Origin of the sequence: Laceyella putida, assembly GCF_042665195.1 — a bacterium.
GTDB lineage: Bacteria > Bacillota > Bacilli > Thermoactinomycetales > Thermoactinomycetaceae > Laceyella > Laceyella putida.
The window spans coordinates 1-19,830 of the sequence record NZ_JBHTBW010000019.1; the positions used below are offsets into that span (position 1 = coordinate 1).

Here is a 19,830-nt window from a genome sequence, read left to right on the forward strand (position 1 = left end):
CCGCTATAAAGCGGAGATGGCTGGGATCCGCTTTGAAGAAGTCAAAGCGGAATATACCAGTCAAAACTGCAAATGTGGACATCGTGAAAAAGCGAATCGAAAGGGACTTCGCTTCCAGTGTAAGCGGTGTGGCTATACCTGCCATGCAGACTTAAACGGAGCAATCAATATAGGTAAGGCGATATCCGGACTCGCCGCCTAGCGTACTGGTCATAGGTACGCCGCCCATATGGGTACATGCAACGATGTTGTAGAACTGTATGGGATGGGCTGATGAGACAGCCCTGAACTTGGAAGTTGTCCAAAGCAGAAATGGATTGAGGACATTCACTATCCAAGAATCCCACGGCTTCAGCCGTGTGGAGTCTCAAATAACTATTTCACATTGTCCCATTTTTATGTGCATGCAGTTGATGGGGAATGTTCGGTCTTCTTCAGCCAAAGGTCCCTGATGATGTGTCCCCCTTGGTTTTAAGGGTGTTTTTCCGCCAGAAAGACGGGAAAAAAGGTACGGATTGAGCGTTGATCGGGGCTTTTATGTAAATGGAGCCGATAACGAACCTGGTTGATGGTGGCGACCGATTTATAAGAGAAGCGGACGGTGGCAAGGGCGAGCAATCCCTCGGCACTGAGTCCGACGAAAAAGCCGTTTTTCTCTTTGTACAGGGTTACTTTCCGGTTGGCCACATCATCGATGGCCTCGATTTGGTAGGCGATGATGACGATGTCCGGCGTATTCGGGTTTTTCCCCTTGGGCCCGAGGTAGATGATTTGATCGTTTTCTCCCGCCTGATCTTCCAGGTAATACTTATACCAAAAGTGATGGCCGCCCAATTCTTTTTTGCGTCCTTGTTCCCCCACAAAAACATGTTCAAATCCGGTGAGATCGACGCCATTCGCCGTATCATAGTGCAAAAACCAGATTTCGTGGAGATAATCGTACCATTGTTGATCGCTGAACGGTCCCCGTTTCCTTTCGATAAAGCGGCGGCAGAGCCGCATCGGTTCCGACGCGATGGCATGCAGCAAAAATTCTTTTACTTCCAGTGCTTCCACGGTACAATGCGGTTCGGGATGTTTTTGGTTTAACGTATAATTGTCGAACAATTTCTCCACTAATCGGTAAGAGGCTTGTTTATGTTCAGGTATCACCACTTCCTGAAAGACGCAATGATTCCGTTGCTCTTCCGGGTCAGTGACGGGAATGTCACGGACGACCACAAACCCCGCAGCGGGATTCCCCTCTTCTTTTTTGTTGACAGCTTTCAGTCCATTGCCTCTCATATCTGCATCCCAAATCTCCTGATAGATGTTAGTCATAAGATGTCTCTCCTTGATGCGCTCATGTTGTGAAAGGGATGGTTCTACTAAAGCGTCTTAAATGGATTTTAAAATATTTTGCCGATGAGAAAAAGGGGAAAGAACCATTCGTGCGAAACGAATGGTTAGTAAGGTGATTGGAAGAGGTTTAACCGTCCTGCCGGATTAGAAGGGGAAAACGATTGAGGTGGGTTAAAAACAACATCATCCGTCTTGACACTCCCACAGCTGAAGCAATGGGATTCTTGGGTCATTCGCGTCCGCAGTCCGTTTCCGTTTTGGACAATGCCCAAGTTCAGGGGTGTGGCATCACCCCGTCCCATGCAGTTCTACGGCACTAGACCGTATGTGCCCACATAGGCGGAACACCTGTTACCAGCGTTCTAGTTCATCTTCGCACACTCTCATGGTTTTGCCTAGTGAGAGATTCGCCACTAGAACCTCATGCCATCACGTCACAAGAACATGAGACCTACTACCAGTAGGATGAGCACCGCTCATATGTTCGATTATATAGACAATGGTTGCTCTAAGCAATCCCTTGATGGGATTACCGAGCAATTCTGTAAGGAATGATGTTGTGAGATGTGGTCAGTCTTCTGTTTCAGTTGCCAAGAGCTGTTGGATGCATTCAGGCAACAGCTTCATTAATGGGCCGAACGCAAAGTCGACATCCAACCGTTCGGTCCATTGGTGGGCGTCCCTGCCGATGGGGCCGAGGTTTAATACCGGCACGTCGAATTGTTCCAAGGCGGTCAGCGGAACAACATAGCCGCGCTCCCATAGGGGCATGTTGGTGACGAGCGGCTGGAGGGTGGACAATGGATTTTGCAATCCCACATAACTAAGGTCAGAAATTCCGCCAAAGTAATGTTGATGCTCCAGCTTGATGCCATAGGTTTGTTCGGCGATGCGGATCATATGGGAAACGGTCCGCTGGATCAAGGGGTGCTTGCTCGTGTTGACCGCAGGATAGTAAGGGGGGGCAAAGAACAGCACAATCATGGGAGCCAACTCTTTACACAAGATGGCCAGTTCGTCCACCAGCTCGATGGTGAGTTGGCGGTCGTCGCGGGGCCCGCGTCGAAACACTTCTTGATAGATGGATTCCAAGCGATCTTGCCCGTGGGATTGCAATGCATAAGCATGCAACTGTTCATAGGTGAGCACCTTCACATCGAACTGGTTTGGCGTAAATGGCGCAAATGAACGGTACCGCTCCGCCTGTTGTCTCACCTTCTCTTTGATGCCAGCCGCGACTTCTTCCGCATGCGCAAGCAATTGCGCGACCAGTTCATCCATGCGTTTCTCATATAAAAACAGGTTGAACATGGTTACCGCACGGTGTGGGATCTGGACGGAGTATTCTTTTTTCAGGTCGGTTTGCATCAAATTGGTCGGGGGGGGTGTGACTTCATCTCCGACCACTTCACAAAAATCGGTGTTCAATTCGAAAGCGTCGGTGAGTCTTGAAGCCATGAAGTTGGCATTCAGACCGGCGAAAGGCTCACCGACATGGGTTTCTTTGCCATAGCATAAGAAGCCGGGCAATACTTTGCCAATGGACCCCGTGTAAATGTAGTTGGTTTCGTCACCGGGATATTGGGTGAACATGGGCTCAGAGTTTAAGACGGCTTGATATGTGAGTCCATGCCGCTCCGCCAATTCCAAGAGCTTGGGCACCGCGGCCCGCATTCCCGCTGAATTGACTTCCTCATCAGGCACTGTTAACAACAGCAGGTTGCCATCAAAGGCGCCATGGCAAGCTTGTTCAATCATAGCCATATGAAGGGCCAACCCGCATTTCATATCCATCGTGCCCCTGCCGAAGAGCCAGTTTCCTTGGGAGAGGTCTTTTTGGACGGCGGCTGGCATGTCGGCGCGATGGGTGTAGAAGAGAGAAGTGAGTCGATAGGGATCAAACGCATAGGACTCCCATGAGCCATAATCGATGGCATCCACCACATCAAAATGACTAACCATAATGACCGTTTTACTCACGTCGGTTCGCTGCTTGACGAGAGCGGTTACAAACTCTCGCCCATCACCGGTCGGGTGGGACTCAACATGATTGGGATGCGCTTGGAAATAAGGGAGGGAGCGAAGTTGTTGCACCACAAATCCAGGTAACACAACTTCCCCCGCGCTGCCGGTGACGCTTGGAATACGGACAAGGTCACACAAAAGATTGACCAGTTGTTCCTTGGTTTCCCATTTTTTCATCAGTGATCCGCTCCGTTTTTGGGGATAGTGTAAATAGGTTTGCGTCGATTTTTTGCTGGATACAAAAAAGTGAGTGGAACATTTGGCATATCACATCAAATCCAATTTATCAGGATTTATCTTCTTGATCAATCATCGAAATCATATTCGTTTCGATGTGTTTTCATAAATTCCCATGGCAATGAAAAGAATAAGCCCTCTGGCGCGCCGGCAGAGGGCTTGATTCAAAACGCTAGCATAAAGAATAGAAAAACGAATAAGAATCCAGTTTGTTATAAGGAACGTCCCCAGCCAGATGAGTGGAAAGGGGGCGTTTGTTTAATTCGTTGCTTTGTCTTTCCAAGCGGTCAGGCCGCCTTCCAGGGAGATGGCCGAAAAGCCGTGTTCACGCAAGAAGGCGGCTGCCTTTTGGGCTTTGTTGCCGGTGGTGCAAACGGTGACAATCTGGGCGTCTTTAGGCAAATTGGCCATGCGTTCCAGGGCGTCCGCGCTTTGATCGCGCATGGTGACATAAGGCAGGTTCTCGGTTTGCGCACCTTGGACTTCTATCGTGCCGGTTTGGAATTTTTCCGCATCACGGACATCGAGTAGGTGAAGCGCTTCCTGCTTGGCCAGCTTGTCACGCAGTTGCGCGGCAGAAATGCTGTTTGTTTTCATCTTTCATCCATCCTTCACTGTACGATTTATCTCACTTTATGGCAGGGGGGTGGCTCGCTTTATCGCGACGGCTTTGATCGCTTCGCTGATGATGGTCGCCATCTCGTAAGTCAAATGAAACCGGGTCGTCTGCAGAATATAAGATGGCATGGAACCGGTGGCATTCACAATGCCTTTGAGATAGATATCACCGATCGGCGGGAGTTTTTTGCCCAAGCCTTGTCCGGGTGCAAGCGTGCCCGCCCCGATTTCGATCGTGCCGACATCCTTTTGGTTGCCCAGACTGGCGTCAATGGCGATGATGGTGGGAGTAGGCGTAAGCCGCTTCATTTCGTTCATCACCTTTTCCAAGCGATAAGCGTGCACAGGCTGCGCCAGGGTGCCAAATACGCGGATTCCCGGTGATCGGGCTTCCGTCAACATGGTGCCGACAAGGGGGCCCAGCGTGTCGCCCGTGCTGCGATCCGTGCCGATGCAAAGGCAAACGAGCGGATGGGCAGGGGGATGGGGCAAAAGCAATTGGGTCAGATGGTGGATGAGTAAGGGAACCGCATTCGATTGATCGATGGGGATGTGCCACTTTTCCATGGAAACCTCCAGCATGAGAAATCATCGCCTACAGTGTATCATGTTCCTTTAAGCTTTGATCATTTTTTTATTTTATTATTATAAACTGACAGGTTCTTATTGGTTGGAAATATAATTTATTCTTTGTGCAATGTGAGAGCACGATTTTGAGCTAAGAGGAGGAGAGCAAATGAAACGTGATCGCGTCAAAGGGTTGGCATGGTTCATGATGCTGGTGATGTGCGTTTCATTCTCATGGCCTTTGCAAACGGAGGCGGCAAGTGACTTGGATCTGGCCTATCGCTGGGCACCTGTCCATTATCAAGATACGGACAGTACCGACGCGGATGCGGATTATCTGACATCCGTCAATTATGATGGGGACTGGAATGCCAAAAACAACTGGGAAAACCAAGATGATGATGTGGGCCGCCTGCGTGCAGACGTGTATTATTCGGTTGTGGAAACGGAGACGCACTGGTATATCGCATATAGTTTCTTCCATCCGCGCGACTGGGTAGATTATCCGGACTTCGGCTTGGACACGCATGAGAATGATATGGAGGGAGTTCTTGCCATCGTGCGGAAAGATGGAAGCGTTTATGGCAAATTGGAAGGCATGGTGACGGTTTTCCATACGAACTTCTATTCATTTACCCCGTCAGACAGTCCCCTTACCAATGGGGAAGAGAACATCGATGGCACATTGCGAATGGTGACGTATGACGGAGCGCCACATCCCACCACCTTCCAGGAAGCCAAGGGACATGGCGTGAAGGCTTGGAATGGGAGCGACTTTCCCGGCGGGGACGGAGTGATTTATTATCCCGACCGATACACGGGAGAAGTGCCAACCGATGGGAATGACCGTTCCGTCAAGTACCGTTTGGTGGATACCTTCGCCAGCGAGGGGTTGTGGGCGCACCGTTTCGACAGTCAAACCTTTGCCAGCTGGGGGTCCTTTGCCGGAGACAATGGCAAAGATAATGCCGCCAATGCCGCATGGGGTTGGGATGATGGAGATGATTCCGTCGCTCGGGGCGCCATGGCTACCGACCCCGCTCATCTGACCGATGTCTATTTTAATGGTTTGGGGAATTTCAGTTCCGCTTATGTGCGAAATGTTTATCAATAAACATATCACTTCCCTTTACCCAATTTTTTGAAACCTGGGCAAAAGCGCCTGGGTTTTTGATTTTTAAATCATTTTTGTATTATAGTGAAATCACTGATGTTTGCGTATCTTCAATAAAGGTGTGTGATAACCATGTTATCGACGGAAAGGATTACGATTCGCCGTCTGGAATTGCAGGATGCGGAAGCCCTCTTTGATTTGCGAACAGCCAATCGCCGCTATCTGGAGCCGTTTGAACCCCGATTTCCGGAATCGCATTTCACCTTGGCAGGGCAGCGTGAAGCGATAGAGCGCGGTTTGGAAATGTGGGAAAAAGATCAAGGCTATCCATTTGGCATTTTTCTGAATGAGACAGGGCATTTGATTGGCAGGGTCATTCTGAGCAATGTGGTGCGGGGAGCTTGGCAGAACTGCACCTTGGGCTATTTTATCGCCGAGGGGCAGCAAGGGAAAGGATATATGACCGAAGCGGTAACATTGGCGGTGCGCTTCGCTTTTGACCACGTGGATTTGCACCGTGTCCAGGCAGCGGTGATTCCGCGCAACCAACGATCCAGTCGGGTTTTGCAAAAAGTGGGTTTCCGTTATGAAGGCTTGTCCAAATATTATCTGTTTATCAATCAGGTGTGGGAAGATCATCATATCTACGCGCTTACCCGTGAAGATTGGGATCAGCTTGCTGAATGAATTTATCAAATATCGATGTGAGTTTATATGATTGAAATCTGATTTTATCTAGTGGTCATGCAACATTTCGTTTGAGTGATCCGTCAGTGATGTGGTTGGGACGCAACCGGAGATGAAGACAGATTCCCAGGCATTCATACATTACATTTCATGAAGTGGACCATTGCTGACGGAATCACTTTATAATGGATGCAGATATTATTCAACGCAGGGCAAAGGAGGAACGGTCATGTCAGAAGAGATGTTGGCCAATTTAAAGCCACCCCATGAACGGCGCTTTAAAACGCTGAAAATCGATGCTCTGGGCAATATCAATACAGAAGAAGGTTATGACCGCGCGGTTGAACCGATTCCCAAGCTATTGGAACAGATGTCGGACATGTTTGCGCAACTGCCCGACGATAACCCGGTTGCTTCTGTCAATTTTGATGTGAAGTTTCCATTGTCGATCAGTTGCCAGTGGGTCGTCTGTCAATTTCATGAGTTATACCCCAATGTGACGCTGAGAATCACGGACCAGCACGGAAAGGTCATCTACCTGCAAGGTGACCAGGTTGCACCTGAGGCGAAGCAGAAGGGACAAGAGGTGACATAAGATGGACTGGATAGAATTTGATGATCCGCGCTTGGGTTTGTATGAGATCTGTTTCCCCAATGAATATACAGAAGCCATTGTTTCCGATTTATGTGGATATCTCCGCTTGCCTTTTGACCGAGAGGCGTTGGCGAAAAAATTGGAGAATGATGGGACTCCCGGCTTACAGTGCTTATACATTGAACAAAACCAAAAGCTGCGTTCCCTCTTACTCCTTGATTGCAGCAACACCGATTGGCTTTATACCCTTTGCATCTTGTACGATGAAACCACTCATCTTCCCGTCAAAGAGCGGTTGTTGGCATGGGATCGTTTCTGTCGGGAACAATACGCCCAGCCCCGGCCAGAAAGTTATCGCTTGCGCAACAAACGCGAGGATGAACGCGCTTTGTTTCGGCAGATCATTCATAGACATAACGGGCGATAAGAAGTACATATCCGGAAAAGACCCCCGCCATTCTTGGACAGGGGTCTTTTCGTTATTAGGGCAACAGTTTTCCCAACGGGCCTTGTTCGTCAAGGATGGAAGTGAGATCATAGATGGAAATGGGAAAATAGGGGAAACCATAGACATAGGGGGCTAAGTCATAAAGCTGGAAATAGAGCACCAGTGCTTTATCGGCAAGATAGAAGTCTTGCTCCGGCTGGATTTGTGTGAAAGGTGTGACCACAGGGATATTGCGCTGGGTGATCTGTCCGCGCACAAGCCGGGACAAAACCTCAACCTCATTGCTGTTGGGCTTAAACAGTTGTCGCAAAGTGAAGCGTTGTCCCGTTTGGATATCGAACGTTAAGGATTTTTGCACAGTCAGGCCGTGGGCGCCACCACTAAAGGCATAATTGAACAAAGAGAGGCTCAGCAGGTTGCGTTCGTTCGTCTTCACTTCAAACCATCCCGACATTTCGACAAGCTCCCGTTGTTGCAACCCTTGGTCTTGGGCCAGGCGTTGCACGGTGTGGAGAAGGATTAGGTTGATGTGCTGTCTGACTTGAGGCCGCATGGTTCCCCCCAACACGGGATAATGGATGACAATGCCCGGGCGTGGAGAATAGGAAAAGGATTGGATCAGGACAGGGGGTGGATTCACCGAGAACACTCCATTTCTTGGTCATGGTTCCATTCTTGCATGTTACAGCATATTCAGACAAGGAGATGTTTTATGAAGCGGAGAGAGATTACCTTTTTGTCCCGCAACAGTGTAAAATAAGAACAGGCTTGTTTCCTTGGAAGAAGGAGGCAACCGACTTGAGCAGAAAGTAATGAGGTTGAATCGAATGAAAATCGTACTGTCTACATTGAATGCAAAATATATCCATACTTCGTTGGCTTTGCGCTACTTGAAGGCATACAGCGAACGGGAATTTGCCATCGAGATTGCCGAGTATACGATCAAAGATCCGGCGATGAATATCGTGTCCGATCTGTATAACCGCCAACCCGATGTGGTGGGTTTTTCTTGTTATATATGGAATATTGAAGAGACGATCACCGTCATCGACATGTTGAAAAAAGTGAAGCCAGATGTGAAGATCGTGCTGGGTGGGCCGGAAGTTTCCTATGACACCGACTTTTGGATGAAGCGTTTGCCCCAGGTCGATTACATTGTGATCGGGGAAGGGGAAGAAACCTTTCACCATCTTTTGACGGAACTGCGCGGGGAACAGAAATTCCATTTTGTGATGGGACTGGCCTACCGCAAAGGGGAGGAGGTTCTCATCAATCCGCCTCGGCCCAAGCTGGATCTGAACATGATCCCCTCGCCGCACCGTTTCCCGGAAGATCTGGCCCAGCTCCCCAACCGTGTCGTCTACTTTGAGACGAGCCGGGGCTGTCCGTTCAGTTGTCAATTCTGTTTATCCAGTATTGAGGTGGGCGTCCGTTACTTTGATATGGACCGCACCAAACAAGACCTGCTTTATTTGATCAACCATGGCGCCAAATTGATTAAGTTTGTGGACCGCACCTTTAACATCAAGCGGGATTACGCTTTGGAAATCTTCCAATTCCTGATTGACAACCACCAAGGCTGTGTGTTCCAGTTTGAGATTACGGCTGATATCATGCGGCCGGAGGTGGTGGATTTCTTGGCGGAGCATGCGCCGCCGGGGATCTTCCGCTTTGAGATCGGTGTGCAGTCGACCAACGATCTGACGAACTTGGCAGTGAAGCGTCGGCAAAATTTCACCAAGCTTGCCCGTACGGTGACCAAAGTGAAAGAAAGCGGCAAGATCGCCCAACACTTGGACTTGATCGCCGGTTTGCCGTTGGAGGATTATGAGACCTTCAAGAAGACCTTTAATGATGTGTTCGCGCTCGGGCCGGAAGAATTGCAACTCGGCTTTCTAAAAATGTTGCGGGGCACGGGGATGCGGCTCGAAGCGGAGAAATACAATTATGTCTTTATGGAACGGGCCCCTTACGAAATCCTGGGCAATGACATCTTGCCTTTTTCCGATATCGTCCGGATCAAGCGGGTGGAGGATGTGCTGGAGAAATACTGGAACGCCCATCGCATGGACCATACCCTCCAATACTTGATTGAGCATGAATTCGCTTCTCCGTTTGACTTCTTTCAGGAGTTTGGGGATTTTTGGGAAGAGCGCGGATGGCAGAAGATCGGCCATCAATTGGAAGACTTGTTCACCCGTTTGCGGGCTTTTTTGGAACAGCGCGGAACCAAGCGAATGGAGATTATCCTGGGCTTGATGAAATACGATTATTATCTCAACCACAAACAGCGACCGCGCAAAGTGTGGTGGGATTTCACCTTGGATAAAGCGACGCACGCCGCCTTGTTGCGCCAGGCGGTCGAACAGCCCGAACGCGTCTCCGCCGATTTTGCCGCTTGCCGCCTGAATGAACGGGATTTGCATAAACATGCCGTGGTGGAAGTCCTGCCCTTTGATCTGGACACCTATCTGAGCACGGGGGAGATCGTGGCGCAATGGACAGCCCTCTTGGCGATGTATCGGCCAAAGGGCGAGGTGCCGGTGCGTTGCTATACGATGAAACTGGATGAAGAAGCCGTCAAATTGGCCTGAGTTGGGAAGAAGTCCTCATGGGGAGAGGGCTTCTTTTGTTTTTGGACAGGTTTTTCAATCGAAACGAAAAAAATATATATCGCAAAGGAGAGGGTGATGATGAGTCAGTTGGGAACTCCGTTTCAGAAGAGCGGCGCGGGATGATGGGTGTCGGCCTGTTGAACCAAGCGGGCTATCAGCTCTTCTTTTTCTTGGCTCTTGGCGTATGAAGTGTCTCTGGGATTATTGGCCCTCAACTTGGGTGCACAACCGATTTTGACGACGCTTCTCGTGCAGAAAGAGGCAAGCGGAAGCCAGTGGTGGGGTCTGGGATTGAGAATGAGCGGGTTACTGGTGGTCTTGGGGGATCGCCTCTTCGACGGGAAGATCTCCGTCATCGGGATGATCAGCGCTTGTTTGTCTCTTTTTCATGAACAAGTTTCGCTGTGTGGCCAAGGAGGATGAACTTGTTGTATATAATTTAAAAACGCAAAATTAGTAGAATAGATTGACTATTGGCAAATGACATTATATCATGTTTTTACGAAACCGATTTCCATTTGCAATGTAAGCGCTTCTTTATCCAATTATGTGTTTTATCGAGGCAGTTTCGTTGTTGGAGCACTTATTTTTGGGGATTTTTCGATTGGTTATTCAGAGTTTAAACTTGAGCGCGAGGAGGAACCTTGATGAGAAAATGGATCGCTTGCCTGTTTGCACTGTTGTTACCGTTGACGATGATCGCTTGCAGCAATCGGAAAGTGGCTGAAGAAGGGGAGCAAACACAAGGGAAAACCGTCATTAATTTTTGGACGTTTGGCGTCACCGGCTATGACAAGCTGATTAAAGAATATGAAAAAACGCATCCCAATGTGAAGATCAAGAACCAAAACGCCGAATTTAACGATCATCATAACCGTTTATTCAATGCCATCTCCACCGGTTCAGGCGCTCCCGATGTGACGATGATCGAAGTGGGCGCGATTGAAAAATATCGCGATGCCCAAACCCGGTTCAATAACTTATATGATTTAGGGGCCAAAGAGTTGCAGAGCAAGTACCTCGATTGGAAGTGGAAGATCGGTGAGAGTGCCGACGGTTCCTTCCTCTTCGGCTTGCCGACAGATATTGGGCCCACAGTGATGTATTATCGGACAGACCTGTTTAAGCAAGCGGGTTTGCCAACCGATCCGCAAGAAGTAGCAGCCAAGATCAAAACATGGGACGACTTTGAAAAAGCGGCATTGCAAGTGAAAGAGAAAACGGGCAAACCAATGTTGGACAATGTGGAGCTCATTTATAACGCGCGGCGTGACCAAGCCCCTGAAACCTATTTTAACCGCAAGGACGAACTGATCATCGAAAGTTCCCCTTATGTGAAGCGGGCTTATGATTACACCGTGAAGCTGATCAAACAAGGCGTTGTCGGCAATCAGAATCTGTGGACGCCGGAATGGGGCGCGGCCATGAAAAACGGTGGCTATGCCACAATGTTGAGCGCTTCCTGGATGAATGCGCAAATCAAAGGAAATGCGCCCGATTCCAAGGATGTGTGGGCTGTGACGGCGATCCCGGAAGGAGCGGGCAACTGGGGCGGTTCCTACCTGGCGATTCCCAAAGAATCGAAACATGCCAAAGAAGCTTATGAATTTGCGAAATGGCTCGTTTCTCCAGAAAACCAGTTGAAATCGTTTAAGGACGCGGGGCTGTTCCCGTCGACGCCGGAGCTGTACGACAAACCGGAGTTTACTGAATTTGAGGACGAGTATTTTTATAACGACAACATCACGCCAGTCTTTGCCGCGGCCGCCAAAAAAGTGAAACCGGTTTACACCGGCAAGAACTATCAAATTGCCCAAGCGGAGATCATCAAGGCGCTGCAAAACGTGCAAACCAAAAAAGCGGATCCCGAAGCGGAGTGGAAAGCGGCCATCGAGCGGATCAAAAAACAGATTGAGCGCCAATAGGCCATGAAAGGGGCAGAGTGCTGATGACGGGGAGCGCCCCCTCCCCCTTTTGTTTTTAAGACAAGTGCAAGAAAGGGTGAACGCTAGTGAAAACCGTGCCGACTCCGGTCAAACCGTCATATTGGAGTGAACGAAGGAAAGAAGCGACAGCGGGTTTGCTTTATATCTCACCTTTTTTCATCTTGTTTGCGATTTTTGGACTATTCCCTATGTTGTACAGTTTTTATCTCGCTTTTCAAAATTGGAACGGCTTGGGGGAGATGAAGTTTGTCGGGTTTGCCAATTTTCAATTGATTATGAGTGACCCGCTCTTTTGGCGTTCCATCTACAACACGGTCATTTTGGGCTTGCTTGGCACGTTGCCGCAGATTCTTGTGGCGATCCCTCTGGCCGCGTTGTTGAACGCCGCTTGGCTGCGGTTTCGAAACCTCTTTCGGATCGCCATCTTCATGCCGTATGTTACCTCTACGGTGGCGGTCGCCCTCGTGTTTAGCGTGATTTTTAGTGAGCACCCCTCGGGGCTGGCCAATTCCTTCTTCTCCCTGTTCGGGTTTGAGCAGATTTTCTGGAAAAAAGAAGAGTGGGCGGTGAAGGTGGCCATATCGGTGATGGTGTTTTGGCGCTGGGTCGGGTACAACACGATTATTTTCTTGGCTGGATTGCAGCGCATTCCTCACGACCTCTATGAAGCGGCCACCATTGACGGCGCTTCGGCTGTGCAACAATTTCGCTTTATCACACTTCCATTGTTGCGGCCTGTCATCGTGTTTGTCACGTTCCTCTCTACCATCGGGGCTTGGCAATTGTTTGTGGAGCCGCTTGTCTTTTATGGCAACGTCAATTTGGTTCGTGAAGAGGGCATGACCATTGTGCTGTATCTTTGGAAAGAAGCGTTTGCCAATAGTGCCTTCGGCACAGCTTCGGCTTCAGCGATTATCTTGTTCCTCATCATCGCGCTGTTTTCCGCGCTGAATCTCAAACTTTCCGGACGAACCGGGAACGCGGCTTAAAAAGGAGGGGAATTTGCATGCGTGCAACTGCTTTAAAAGAAGGTGGCCATGGCCAACGGGGGCTGGCGAGAGGCATTCTTTATGTTTGTTTGACTCTGTTTTCGATCGTTTCACTCTTTCCGTTTTATTGGATGTTTGTCATCGGCACCAATACTTCAGACCGGATCAACGATACCCCTCCCGCCATGCTTCCGGGATTGCAGCTGGTCGGGAACTTTCAGAAAGTGCTGGGCAATATTGATTTCATAAGCGCTTTTGTCAATTCAGTCATCGTTTCTTCCATTTCCACCTTGGGCGTGTTATTTTTAAGTTCACTGGCGGGATATGCTTTTGCTAAGCTTCGATTTCCGGGGAAAAAATGGTTGTTTGGCCTGGTTTTGGTCACGATGATGGTACCTACCCAGCTGGGCTTGATCCCCTCTTATATCATCATGTCGAAACTAGGGTGGCTCAACACCATCCAAGCCTTGATCGTGCCGGGGTTCGTCAATGCGTTCGGCATCTTTTGGATGCGCCAGTACATTTCCGATGCCGTGCCTGATGAGGTGTTTGAAGCGGCGAAAATGGATGGCTGTTCCCATTTTCGGATCTACTGGAACATTGTTGTCCCAGCGATTTTGCCAGCGTTTGCCACGTTGGGAATCATCAACTTCATGGCGATTTGGAATGATTTCATCTGGCCGGCCGCCGTGTTGACCGACAATTCACTCCAAACGTTGCAGATCGCCCTTCGTTCCTTAAACGATGTGCGCTTTACCGATTATGGCATGATGCTGTCGGGCACTTTCTGGGCGACCGTGCCGTTGATTATCGTCTTCTTGTTCTTTAATAAATGGTTTATCTCAGGACTGACGCAAGGCTCTGTCAAGTAAGACAGGAAGGGGAATGGGATGAAAATCACGATTAAAGACATTGCCCGCATGGCTGGTGTGTCAAGGGCCACGGTATCGAAGATTTTGAACAATTATACGGACGTGAGTGAGAAGACGCGTCGAAAAGTCTTGCAAATCGTGGAAGAGACGGGCTATCAGCCCGCTTTTTCCGCGCAGACCCTGTCGGCGAAACGGACGAATCTCATCGGGGTGATCTATGCGGGCAACATCAATGCCGACCTGACTCATCCGTTTTTTGTTGAAGTGGTGAACGCCTTTAAAAAACAAATTGGCGAATTGGGTTATGACTTGCTGTTTTTTTCCAATGAGAAATTTCGCAACTCACAAGAGAATTATCTGGCTCGCTGTCAGTATTTTCGCTTGGATGGTTGCATCATCATCAACGGGATGGATATCGAAACGGCCATTACCGAGTTAGATCAAAGCGATTTGCCCTGCATCGGTGTGGACATCCAATTGACTGGGAAAAAGTCCGGCTTTATCATGACGGATAATCGAAAGGCTTCGGCCATTGTGGTGGAACACTTCTATCTGGCGGGATATCGCTCCATTGCCTATATCAGTGGACAGAGAGATTGTGACATTGGCAATGCTCGCAAGGAAGGATATATCCAGGCATTGAACCAGTTTGGCATTTCGGTGCGGGAAGAGTGGATTCAGTACGGGGATTATCGGGAGCAAAGCGGCTATGAGGCGATGAAACATCTGCTCAAACAACGGCCTTATCCGCGAGCGGTATATACGGCGTCCGATTTGATGGCCTTTGGGGCGATTCGCGCGATCAAGGAAGCGGGTCTGTCTGTGCCTGACGATGTTGCGGTGATCGGCTTCGATGATATTCATGCTTGTCAGTATTCAGATCCAACCTTGACCACGATTCGGCAAAACAAAGAGAAAATTGGCAAGTTGGCGGCATTTATGTTGTTTGATTTGATTAAAAATCAAGTGCAATCAAGCAACGTTATGGTTGAACCGGAACTGGTCATACGCCAATCTTGTGGAGGAAGGGTGGAATAAGCTGGGGTTTGCACCCGGTTTTTGGCTTTGTGTGAAAGCGGTTTCGGAAAAACTCATCGATGATAAAGAATGTTTGATGTGCGGAATCGAACCTAATCAACGCAATGGGAACTCCTTCTCTCGCCAAATGTAGGGAGAAGGAGTTCCGATTTTGTCGATTAGTCCACAACACCATTGGGAAACGATAACCATATAGATAGGGATGGGTGACCCTTCATACAGAGTGTATAATAAATGGGTAAGAAAATGTGTGCACGGTCTACATACCGAATGATTGGTCCGAGTGGTATACTCATGGATGAATTGATTGGATATCAAAGGATTGGAAAAAGTGATGGATATGGTTAAATTTCGTTTTTTTAACTTCGTGAACATCTTTTTGTCGTCGGTTTTGATTGCGTTTGCTTGGAACATGTTTCTATTGCCACACAAGATTTTAAGCAGCGGCGTTTCAGGCATCTCGATGATGCTGGCTTTAATTACGCCCATTAACACGGGGATTATCAATTATGCTTTGAACCTTCCGCTCATGGTGCTCGGATTTTATAAGCTGGGCAAGCGTTTTATGTTTTATACCATTTTTTCCGTTACGGTGACCTCCATTGCCTTATTGTTAATACCCATTAAGCCGATTTCGTCAGATCCCATTTTGTCTTCGGTATTTGGCGGGGTATTGGCTGGGATCGGCACGGGCTTTATCTTCAGGGCATCCGCTTCAACCGGTGGTTTCGATATCATCATCTTTATGTTGACACGGAAAAAAGAGCTTCCCGCCGGAACCCTAACCTTTGCAATGAACGCGGTCGTGATTTTTGTGGCCGGCTTTATTTTCAATTGGGATAGCGCCCTTTATACGATGCTGTCCATCTTTGTTTCCGGCAAAGTGATTGATGCGATTCATACGAAACATTTAAAACTGACCTTGATGATTATCACCAATAACGGAGAAAACGTAAAACAGCATCTCATTTCCAAGTTGGTGCGGGGGATCACGATCGTAGATGGTGAAGGCGCCTATACCCGTGAACAGCGGAAGGTATTGTTTATGATCATTTCGCGTTATGAGTTGGCGGAAGTGAAACGGTTGATTAAGGAAACGGATCCCAAAGCGTTTGTCAATGTCATGGAAACCGTCGAAGTGATGGGATACTTTCGGAGAGACGGTTAGAAAGCGACGACCCCTTCAGCCCCGCCGGGGCGACAAAAGGGGTTTTTTTATTGTTGTTTCTCCTGAAATTGGAAAAAGCAGTATCCCTGCAAAAAAAAGGATTCTGTCAACCGAAAGGCGAACAATGGAGAATGAAGCGGCATTAATAGACGGGATTTTGTCAAAGGAGGGCGACCCGTGGAGGCGATTGTCATACAAAGCACTCAGCAGGCGCAGGGGTTTTCATCCTTTGGTCTACATATGATCAGAAAAGGATACTCTTGCTTTTTCTTATGGCTGGTGTTGAATTTGGTGATCATTGTGTACCCTGGCCATTCCATCCCTTGGAGTGTCATCGTGCTGTCGTATTTTTTCTTTACCTATGGGGTGATCTTTCCGCTCACCTTTTGGATAGACTACCTGATCCTGCTGAAACTAAGTCCCAATCGGGCCATCTTATCCCTCACCTTGCATCTGGTGGTGTCACTCTTCTATCTCGTGGTGTTGTATCAGGGGGATCTTCTCTTGAAAATGTTATTCCTGAGCAGTTTTATGGGGTATTGGTACGTGGACTATCGGTTGAGAGTCCCTTTCTCCGAATGGATTCGCGAACGGACCGACCACTGGCGGAGGGGGGGGACGCGGGTGATTACGGCGATTGGCATGATTGTTTTCGGAGCGATCTTCTTGTTTACCCAGCCCTTTTTCTTGGTGACGATCATCGTGCGCGATGATGTGATCAAAGAGGTGGACTCTCCTGACGGGAAATACCGGATGACCATCGCCGTCAATCATGGCTCCCGCATCACCGCCGAATGTGTGGCGCGGGTGAAGGTGACCAGTAACGACAATCCTTTCCTTCCCTCACGGGAAATCTATCTGGAAGAGGATGAGTGTTGGCCCGATGGGACTTGGTTAAATAATCACATGGTGAGGATTGAAGGGAGAAGCCTGAATATTTTTACAGATAGAGCGAACCTGACGAATGGCCAAGACTTGGAGCGCATAACGGAGCGGCAGTGAAAAAGCGGAGTCGATTCCATTCGTTGGAAGAGGTTGTTGAAATGCATCTGCACGGACATGATTAGAATGCTGAAAGTTTGAAATATGTCTTGTGGAGCGATCGTTTCGCGCGAAACCAATGGATGCCCGCCATGTCGGATGGCGGGCATTTTTTGTGTTTCCCCACTCCCGGAGACACACCTGTGGACGGCCATCGTGAGGAAAGGCAGGTTTCAAACGTTAACGGGTTGGAGATATTACTCATAGCAGATGACGGCTAAACGAAAGGGATGAAGTGGATGCTTGAGCGACAAGAAGGGACGAAGCGTCGCAAATCGGAACATATCGATATCGTGTTGAAGCGGGATGTGACGGGCAAATCAATTACCACTGGTTTTGAGCGTTACCGTTTTCGCCACCAAGCCTTGCCGGAATGCGATTTTGCGGATGTGTCTTTGGAGACGGCTTTTTTGGGCAAGCGCATAAAAACTCCCTTATTGATCAGTTCCATGACGGGAGGAACCAAGGAAACGGGGGAAATCAATCGACAATTGGCGATGGCAGCGCAAGCGCGCGGATGGGTCTTGGCACTGGGCTCGATGCGGGTTGCCCTGGAATATCCTGAGGCGATGGAGACGTTTCAAATGCGGCACGTGGCACCGGATATTCCGATCTTGGCCAATGTCGGCGCTGTGCAACTGAATAAAGGATTGGGCGTGGATGAATGTCTGCGCTTAGTTGAGCAAATTGAAGCGGATGGGCTGATTTTGCATCTCAATCCACTGCAGGAAGTGTTTCAACCGGAAGGAGATACCGAATTCAGCGGATTATTGGATAAGATTGAGCGCCTATGCCGTACGCTGGAAATGCCTGTTGGCATAAAAGAAGTGGGGTGGGGGATTCACGGTGAATTGGCCAAAGCGTTGGTTGAGCGGGGAGTCGCGTTTATTGATGTGGCTGGTGCGGGTGGCACGTCATGGAGCCAAGTGGAAAAATACCGTTCGCATGAACCCGTGCGGTTTGAAGCGGCAGACGCTTTTGTCGATTGGGGGATTCCCACTTCCCAATGTATCTTGGAAGTGCGTCATCTAGTTCCGGAAGCGATGATCATTGCCAGCGGAGGGGTGAAAAACGGAGTGGAAGCGGCGAAAGCCATTGCGTTGGGAGCGGATTTGGTCGGATTTGGCCGCACGCTGTTACAGTCCGCCGTTCAGAATCCAGCCGGGTTGATCCGGCGGTTGGAACAGGTTGAGTTGGAAATGCGCATGGCCATGTTTGCCACCGGGATTCGCACCATCAAGGAATTGAAGAACACGGAAAGAATGGAAAAAATAAAAGAATAGAGCGGCCACGCGCAAATGAATGCCGAAGCATCTGCATCATGCTTCGGCATTCATTTGGCTCTTTTTAGAAACGGGGGGGCGTGCTCCAGCCCCGGGGATAAATGAGATAAGCCGTCCCATTGGAGTGTTTTAGGAATACACTCTCAAATTCCGTTCGGCTATACGTGATCCGCACTTTATCGTCGGCAGGGCCTGCGGGATCGTTGGTCAATACATTCCCGTTTTGGTCAAAGCCACGAATGACGAGGAGATGCCCGTTGGAGCTGGGGATGGGGGTGCCGGGCAATTCTCCTTGACTATAGGCTATACTGACAATCACCGGGACGCCCGCTTGAATCCATCGTTCCACTTGGCTTAAGCTGCTGAAGCGAACCACTTTGGCATTGAGGCCCTGGGAGGCGGCATACGCCGTGTTATAAGGCCAGTTGCCTGCACCGTCATACACGTAATCCCACACTTTGTTAACTACTTGGGGAACCGGTTGGTTCCATTTCGAGCGTCCCGTCACTTGTGCCCAGTATGCCATTACCATCGAAGTGGACGTGGGGGAGCACCAGACTTCCCCACCATCGGGGAAGACCATCTGCGAACGCATTGGGACATCTAACGCTTTGTTTACGCCAAGACTGGGGACGGTGCCGGGCTGGTCATAGCCATTGGCGAGAGAAACACCGTAAGCTCGCAAAACGGGGGTTTTCGCTGAATCGGTTGTAAACAGGTTGATCCGCGTTTGATAAGCGGTCGCCGTTTTTTTCAGGATTAGCGTATCCGTGGCGACACTGCCATGGGTATCCCCTTGCCCGGAAACCGAATGACGTTTGAAAGGCTCATCGTGTTCAAGCCAGACGCCCATGGAATACCACTTCGTCCAGACGCCATTCACCTGGGCGCGCAGTTCGAGTTCGATCCAAGTACCGACCGGCGTACTCGCTTGCCAGGAAGCGATCGCTTCATTGAAAGAATGGCTAGTGACAGGGGAAGTCCATTGCCCGTAATAATAGGAGCCTTGATTGTAACGGCCTGTTGAATCCGTTCCTTGTTTTAGCCGTCTCGCGTCTAATTGCAATTGCGAGCCGGTGACGCGGGTTCCGGAAAATGAACCGGAGAAGAAACGGGTCACTTCCACATATTTTTTATTGCTTGAGGTAATGGTTGTGGCGGAAGCGGGGGCGAGAAATAGGCTAAACGAAAAGACCAATGCGACACAAGAGGCAAACCACATGCGCAACGGAAACTCCCTCCTAAG

Annotated in this window: 21 protein-coding genes; 15 read left to right on the top strand and 6 right to left on the bottom strand. The window is 49.3% G+C overall.

Features of this window, described 5'->3' with window-relative positions; genetic code table 11:
- On the top strand, positions 1 to 202 hold a 202-nt coding region (locus tag ACFQNG_RS06320; RefSeq protein WP_379864048.1), incomplete at its 5' end, for a zinc ribbon domain-containing protein.
- A gap of 269 nt (positions 203 to 471) precedes the next feature.
- On the opposite strand, the gene ACFQNG_RS06325 is transcribed toward ACFQNG_RS06320, so the two are convergent.
- The 4 genes from ACFQNG_RS06325 to yyaC all read right to left on the bottom strand — a co-directional run bounded on the left by ACFQNG_RS06325 (position 472) and on the right by yyaC (position 4,788).
- Positions 472 to 1,320, bottom strand: coding sequence for a hypothetical protein (locus ACFQNG_RS06325; protein WP_379864049.1), 849 nt, complete (start codon positions 1,318 to 1,320; stop codon positions 472 to 474).
- A 591-nt stretch (positions 1,321 to 1,911) separates the two neighbouring features.
- Positions 1,912 to 3,543 (bottom strand): M20/M25/M40 family metallo-hydrolase, encoded by a 1,632-nt coding sequence (locus ACFQNG_RS06330; protein ID WP_379864050.1) that lies wholly within the window; start codon positions 3,541 to 3,543, stop codon positions 1,912 to 1,914.
- 318 nt (positions 3,544 to 3,861) lie between these two features.
- Positions 3,862 to 4,200, bottom strand: a complete 339-nt coding sequence (locus ACFQNG_RS06335) for a rhodanese-like domain-containing protein (protein ID WP_379864051.1) — start codon at positions 4,198 to 4,200, stop codon at positions 3,862 to 3,864.
- Positions 4,201 to 4,236: 36 nt separating this feature from the next.
- A complete protein-coding gene (gene yyaC / locus ACFQNG_RS06340; protein ID WP_379864052.1) occupies positions 4,237 to 4,788 on the bottom strand; it encodes a spore protease YyaC in 552 nt (183 codons plus the stop codon).
- Between the two features lie 169 nt (positions 4,789 to 4,957).
- Between yyaC and ACFQNG_RS06345 the strand changes: the two genes are divergently transcribed.
- The 4 genes from ACFQNG_RS06345 (at position 4,958) to ACFQNG_RS06360 (ending at position 7,611) form a co-directional block, all read left to right on the top strand.
- Positions 4,958 to 5,902, top strand: a complete 945-nt coding sequence (locus ACFQNG_RS06345; protein ID WP_379864053.1) for a hypothetical protein — start codon at positions 4,958 to 4,960, stop codon at positions 5,900 to 5,902.
- 132 nt (positions 5,903 to 6,034) lie between these two features.
- Positions 6,035 to 6,589: a GNAT family N-acetyltransferase gene (locus tag ACFQNG_RS06350; RefSeq protein WP_379864054.1), complete on the top strand. Its 555-nt coding sequence runs from the start codon at positions 6,035 to 6,037 to the stop codon at positions 6,587 to 6,589.
- A 229-nt stretch (positions 6,590 to 6,818) separates the two neighbouring features.
- Entirely contained in the window at positions 6,819 to 7,184 is a 366-nt protein-coding gene (locus tag ACFQNG_RS06355; protein WP_465261210.1) for a hypothetical protein, read from the top strand.
- Between the two features lies 1 nt (position 7,185).
- Positions 7,186 to 7,611 carry a hypothetical protein gene (locus ACFQNG_RS06360; protein WP_379864056.1) on the top strand — a complete coding sequence of 142 codons (426 nt, stop codon included), beginning with the start codon at positions 7,186 to 7,188 and terminating at the stop codon, positions 7,609 to 7,611.
- 55 nt (positions 7,612 to 7,666) lie between these two features.
- Here the strand turns inward: ACFQNG_RS06360 and ACFQNG_RS06365 are convergent, their stop codons facing one another.
- Positions 7,667 to 8,272 (bottom strand): DUF3298 and DUF4163 domain-containing protein, encoded by a 606-nt coding sequence (locus tag ACFQNG_RS06365; protein ID WP_379864057.1) that lies wholly within the window; start codon positions 8,270 to 8,272, stop codon positions 7,667 to 7,669.
- Between the two features lie 187 nt (positions 8,273 to 8,459).
- Here ACFQNG_RS06365 and ACFQNG_RS06370 point away from each other — a divergent pair, with 187 nt between their 5' ends.
- The 10 genes from ACFQNG_RS06370 (at position 8,460) to fni (ending at position 18,584) form a co-directional block, all read left to right on the top strand.
- Complete coding sequence (locus ACFQNG_RS06370; RefSeq protein ID WP_379864058.1) at positions 8,460 to 10,226, top strand: B12-binding domain-containing radical SAM protein; 1,767 nt, start codon at positions 8,460 to 8,462, stop codon at positions 10,224 to 10,226.
- A 35-nt stretch (positions 10,227 to 10,261) separates the two neighbouring features.
- A complete protein-coding gene (locus tag ACFQNG_RS06375) occupies positions 10,262 to 10,435 on the top strand; it encodes a hypothetical protein (protein ID WP_379864059.1) in 174 nt (57 codons plus the stop codon).
- Position 10,436: 1 nt separating this feature from the next.
- The gene (locus tag ACFQNG_RS06380; protein ID WP_379864060.1) at positions 10,437 to 10,670 is read left to right on the top strand and encodes a hypothetical protein; all 234 of its coding nucleotides are present in this window, start codon (positions 10,437 to 10,439) and stop codon (positions 10,668 to 10,670) included.
- 224 nt (positions 10,671 to 10,894) lie between these two features.
- The gene (locus ACFQNG_RS06385; RefSeq protein WP_379864061.1) at positions 10,895 to 12,172 is read left to right on the top strand and encodes an ABC transporter substrate-binding protein; all 1,278 of its coding nucleotides are present in this window, start codon (positions 10,895 to 10,897) and stop codon (positions 12,170 to 12,172) included.
- A gap of 86 nt (positions 12,173 to 12,258) precedes the next feature.
- Complete coding sequence (locus tag ACFQNG_RS06390; protein WP_379864062.1) at positions 12,259 to 13,182, top strand: carbohydrate ABC transporter permease; 924 nt, start codon at positions 12,259 to 12,261, stop codon at positions 13,180 to 13,182.
- 17 nt (positions 13,183 to 13,199) lie between these two features.
- Positions 13,200 to 14,054 (top strand): carbohydrate ABC transporter permease, encoded by an 855-nt coding sequence (locus tag ACFQNG_RS06395; protein ID WP_379864063.1) that lies wholly within the window; start codon positions 13,200 to 13,202, stop codon positions 14,052 to 14,054.
- Between the two features lie 24 nt (positions 14,055 to 14,078).
- Positions 14,079 to 15,092 (top strand): LacI family DNA-binding transcriptional regulator, encoded by a 1,014-nt coding sequence (locus tag ACFQNG_RS06400; RefSeq protein ID WP_379864334.1) that lies wholly within the window; start codon positions 14,079 to 14,081, stop codon positions 15,090 to 15,092.
- A gap of 340 nt (positions 15,093 to 15,432) precedes the next feature.
- On the top strand, positions 15,433 to 16,260 hold the full coding sequence (locus ACFQNG_RS06405; protein WP_379864335.1) for a YitT family protein: 828 nt from the start codon (positions 15,433 to 15,435) through the stop codon (positions 16,258 to 16,260).
- 177 nt (positions 16,261 to 16,437) lie between these two features.
- Complete coding sequence (locus ACFQNG_RS06410; RefSeq protein WP_379864064.1) at positions 16,438 to 17,262, top strand: DUF5412 family protein; 825 nt, start codon at positions 16,438 to 16,440, stop codon at positions 17,260 to 17,262.
- Between the two features lie 278 nt (positions 17,263 to 17,540).
- On the top strand, positions 17,541 to 18,584 hold the full coding sequence (fni, locus tag ACFQNG_RS06415) for a type 2 isopentenyl-diphosphate Delta-isomerase (protein WP_379864065.1): 1,044 nt from the start codon (positions 17,541 to 17,543) through the stop codon (positions 18,582 to 18,584).
- Positions 18,585 to 18,648: 64 nt separating this feature from the next.
- Here the strand turns inward: fni and ACFQNG_RS06420 are convergent, their stop codons facing one another.
- Positions 18,649 to 19,806 (bottom strand): peptidase C39 family protein, encoded by a 1,158-nt coding sequence (locus ACFQNG_RS06420; RefSeq protein ID WP_379864336.1) that lies wholly within the window; start codon positions 19,804 to 19,806, stop codon positions 18,649 to 18,651.
- Positions 19,807 to 19,830 lie beyond the last annotated feature (24 nt).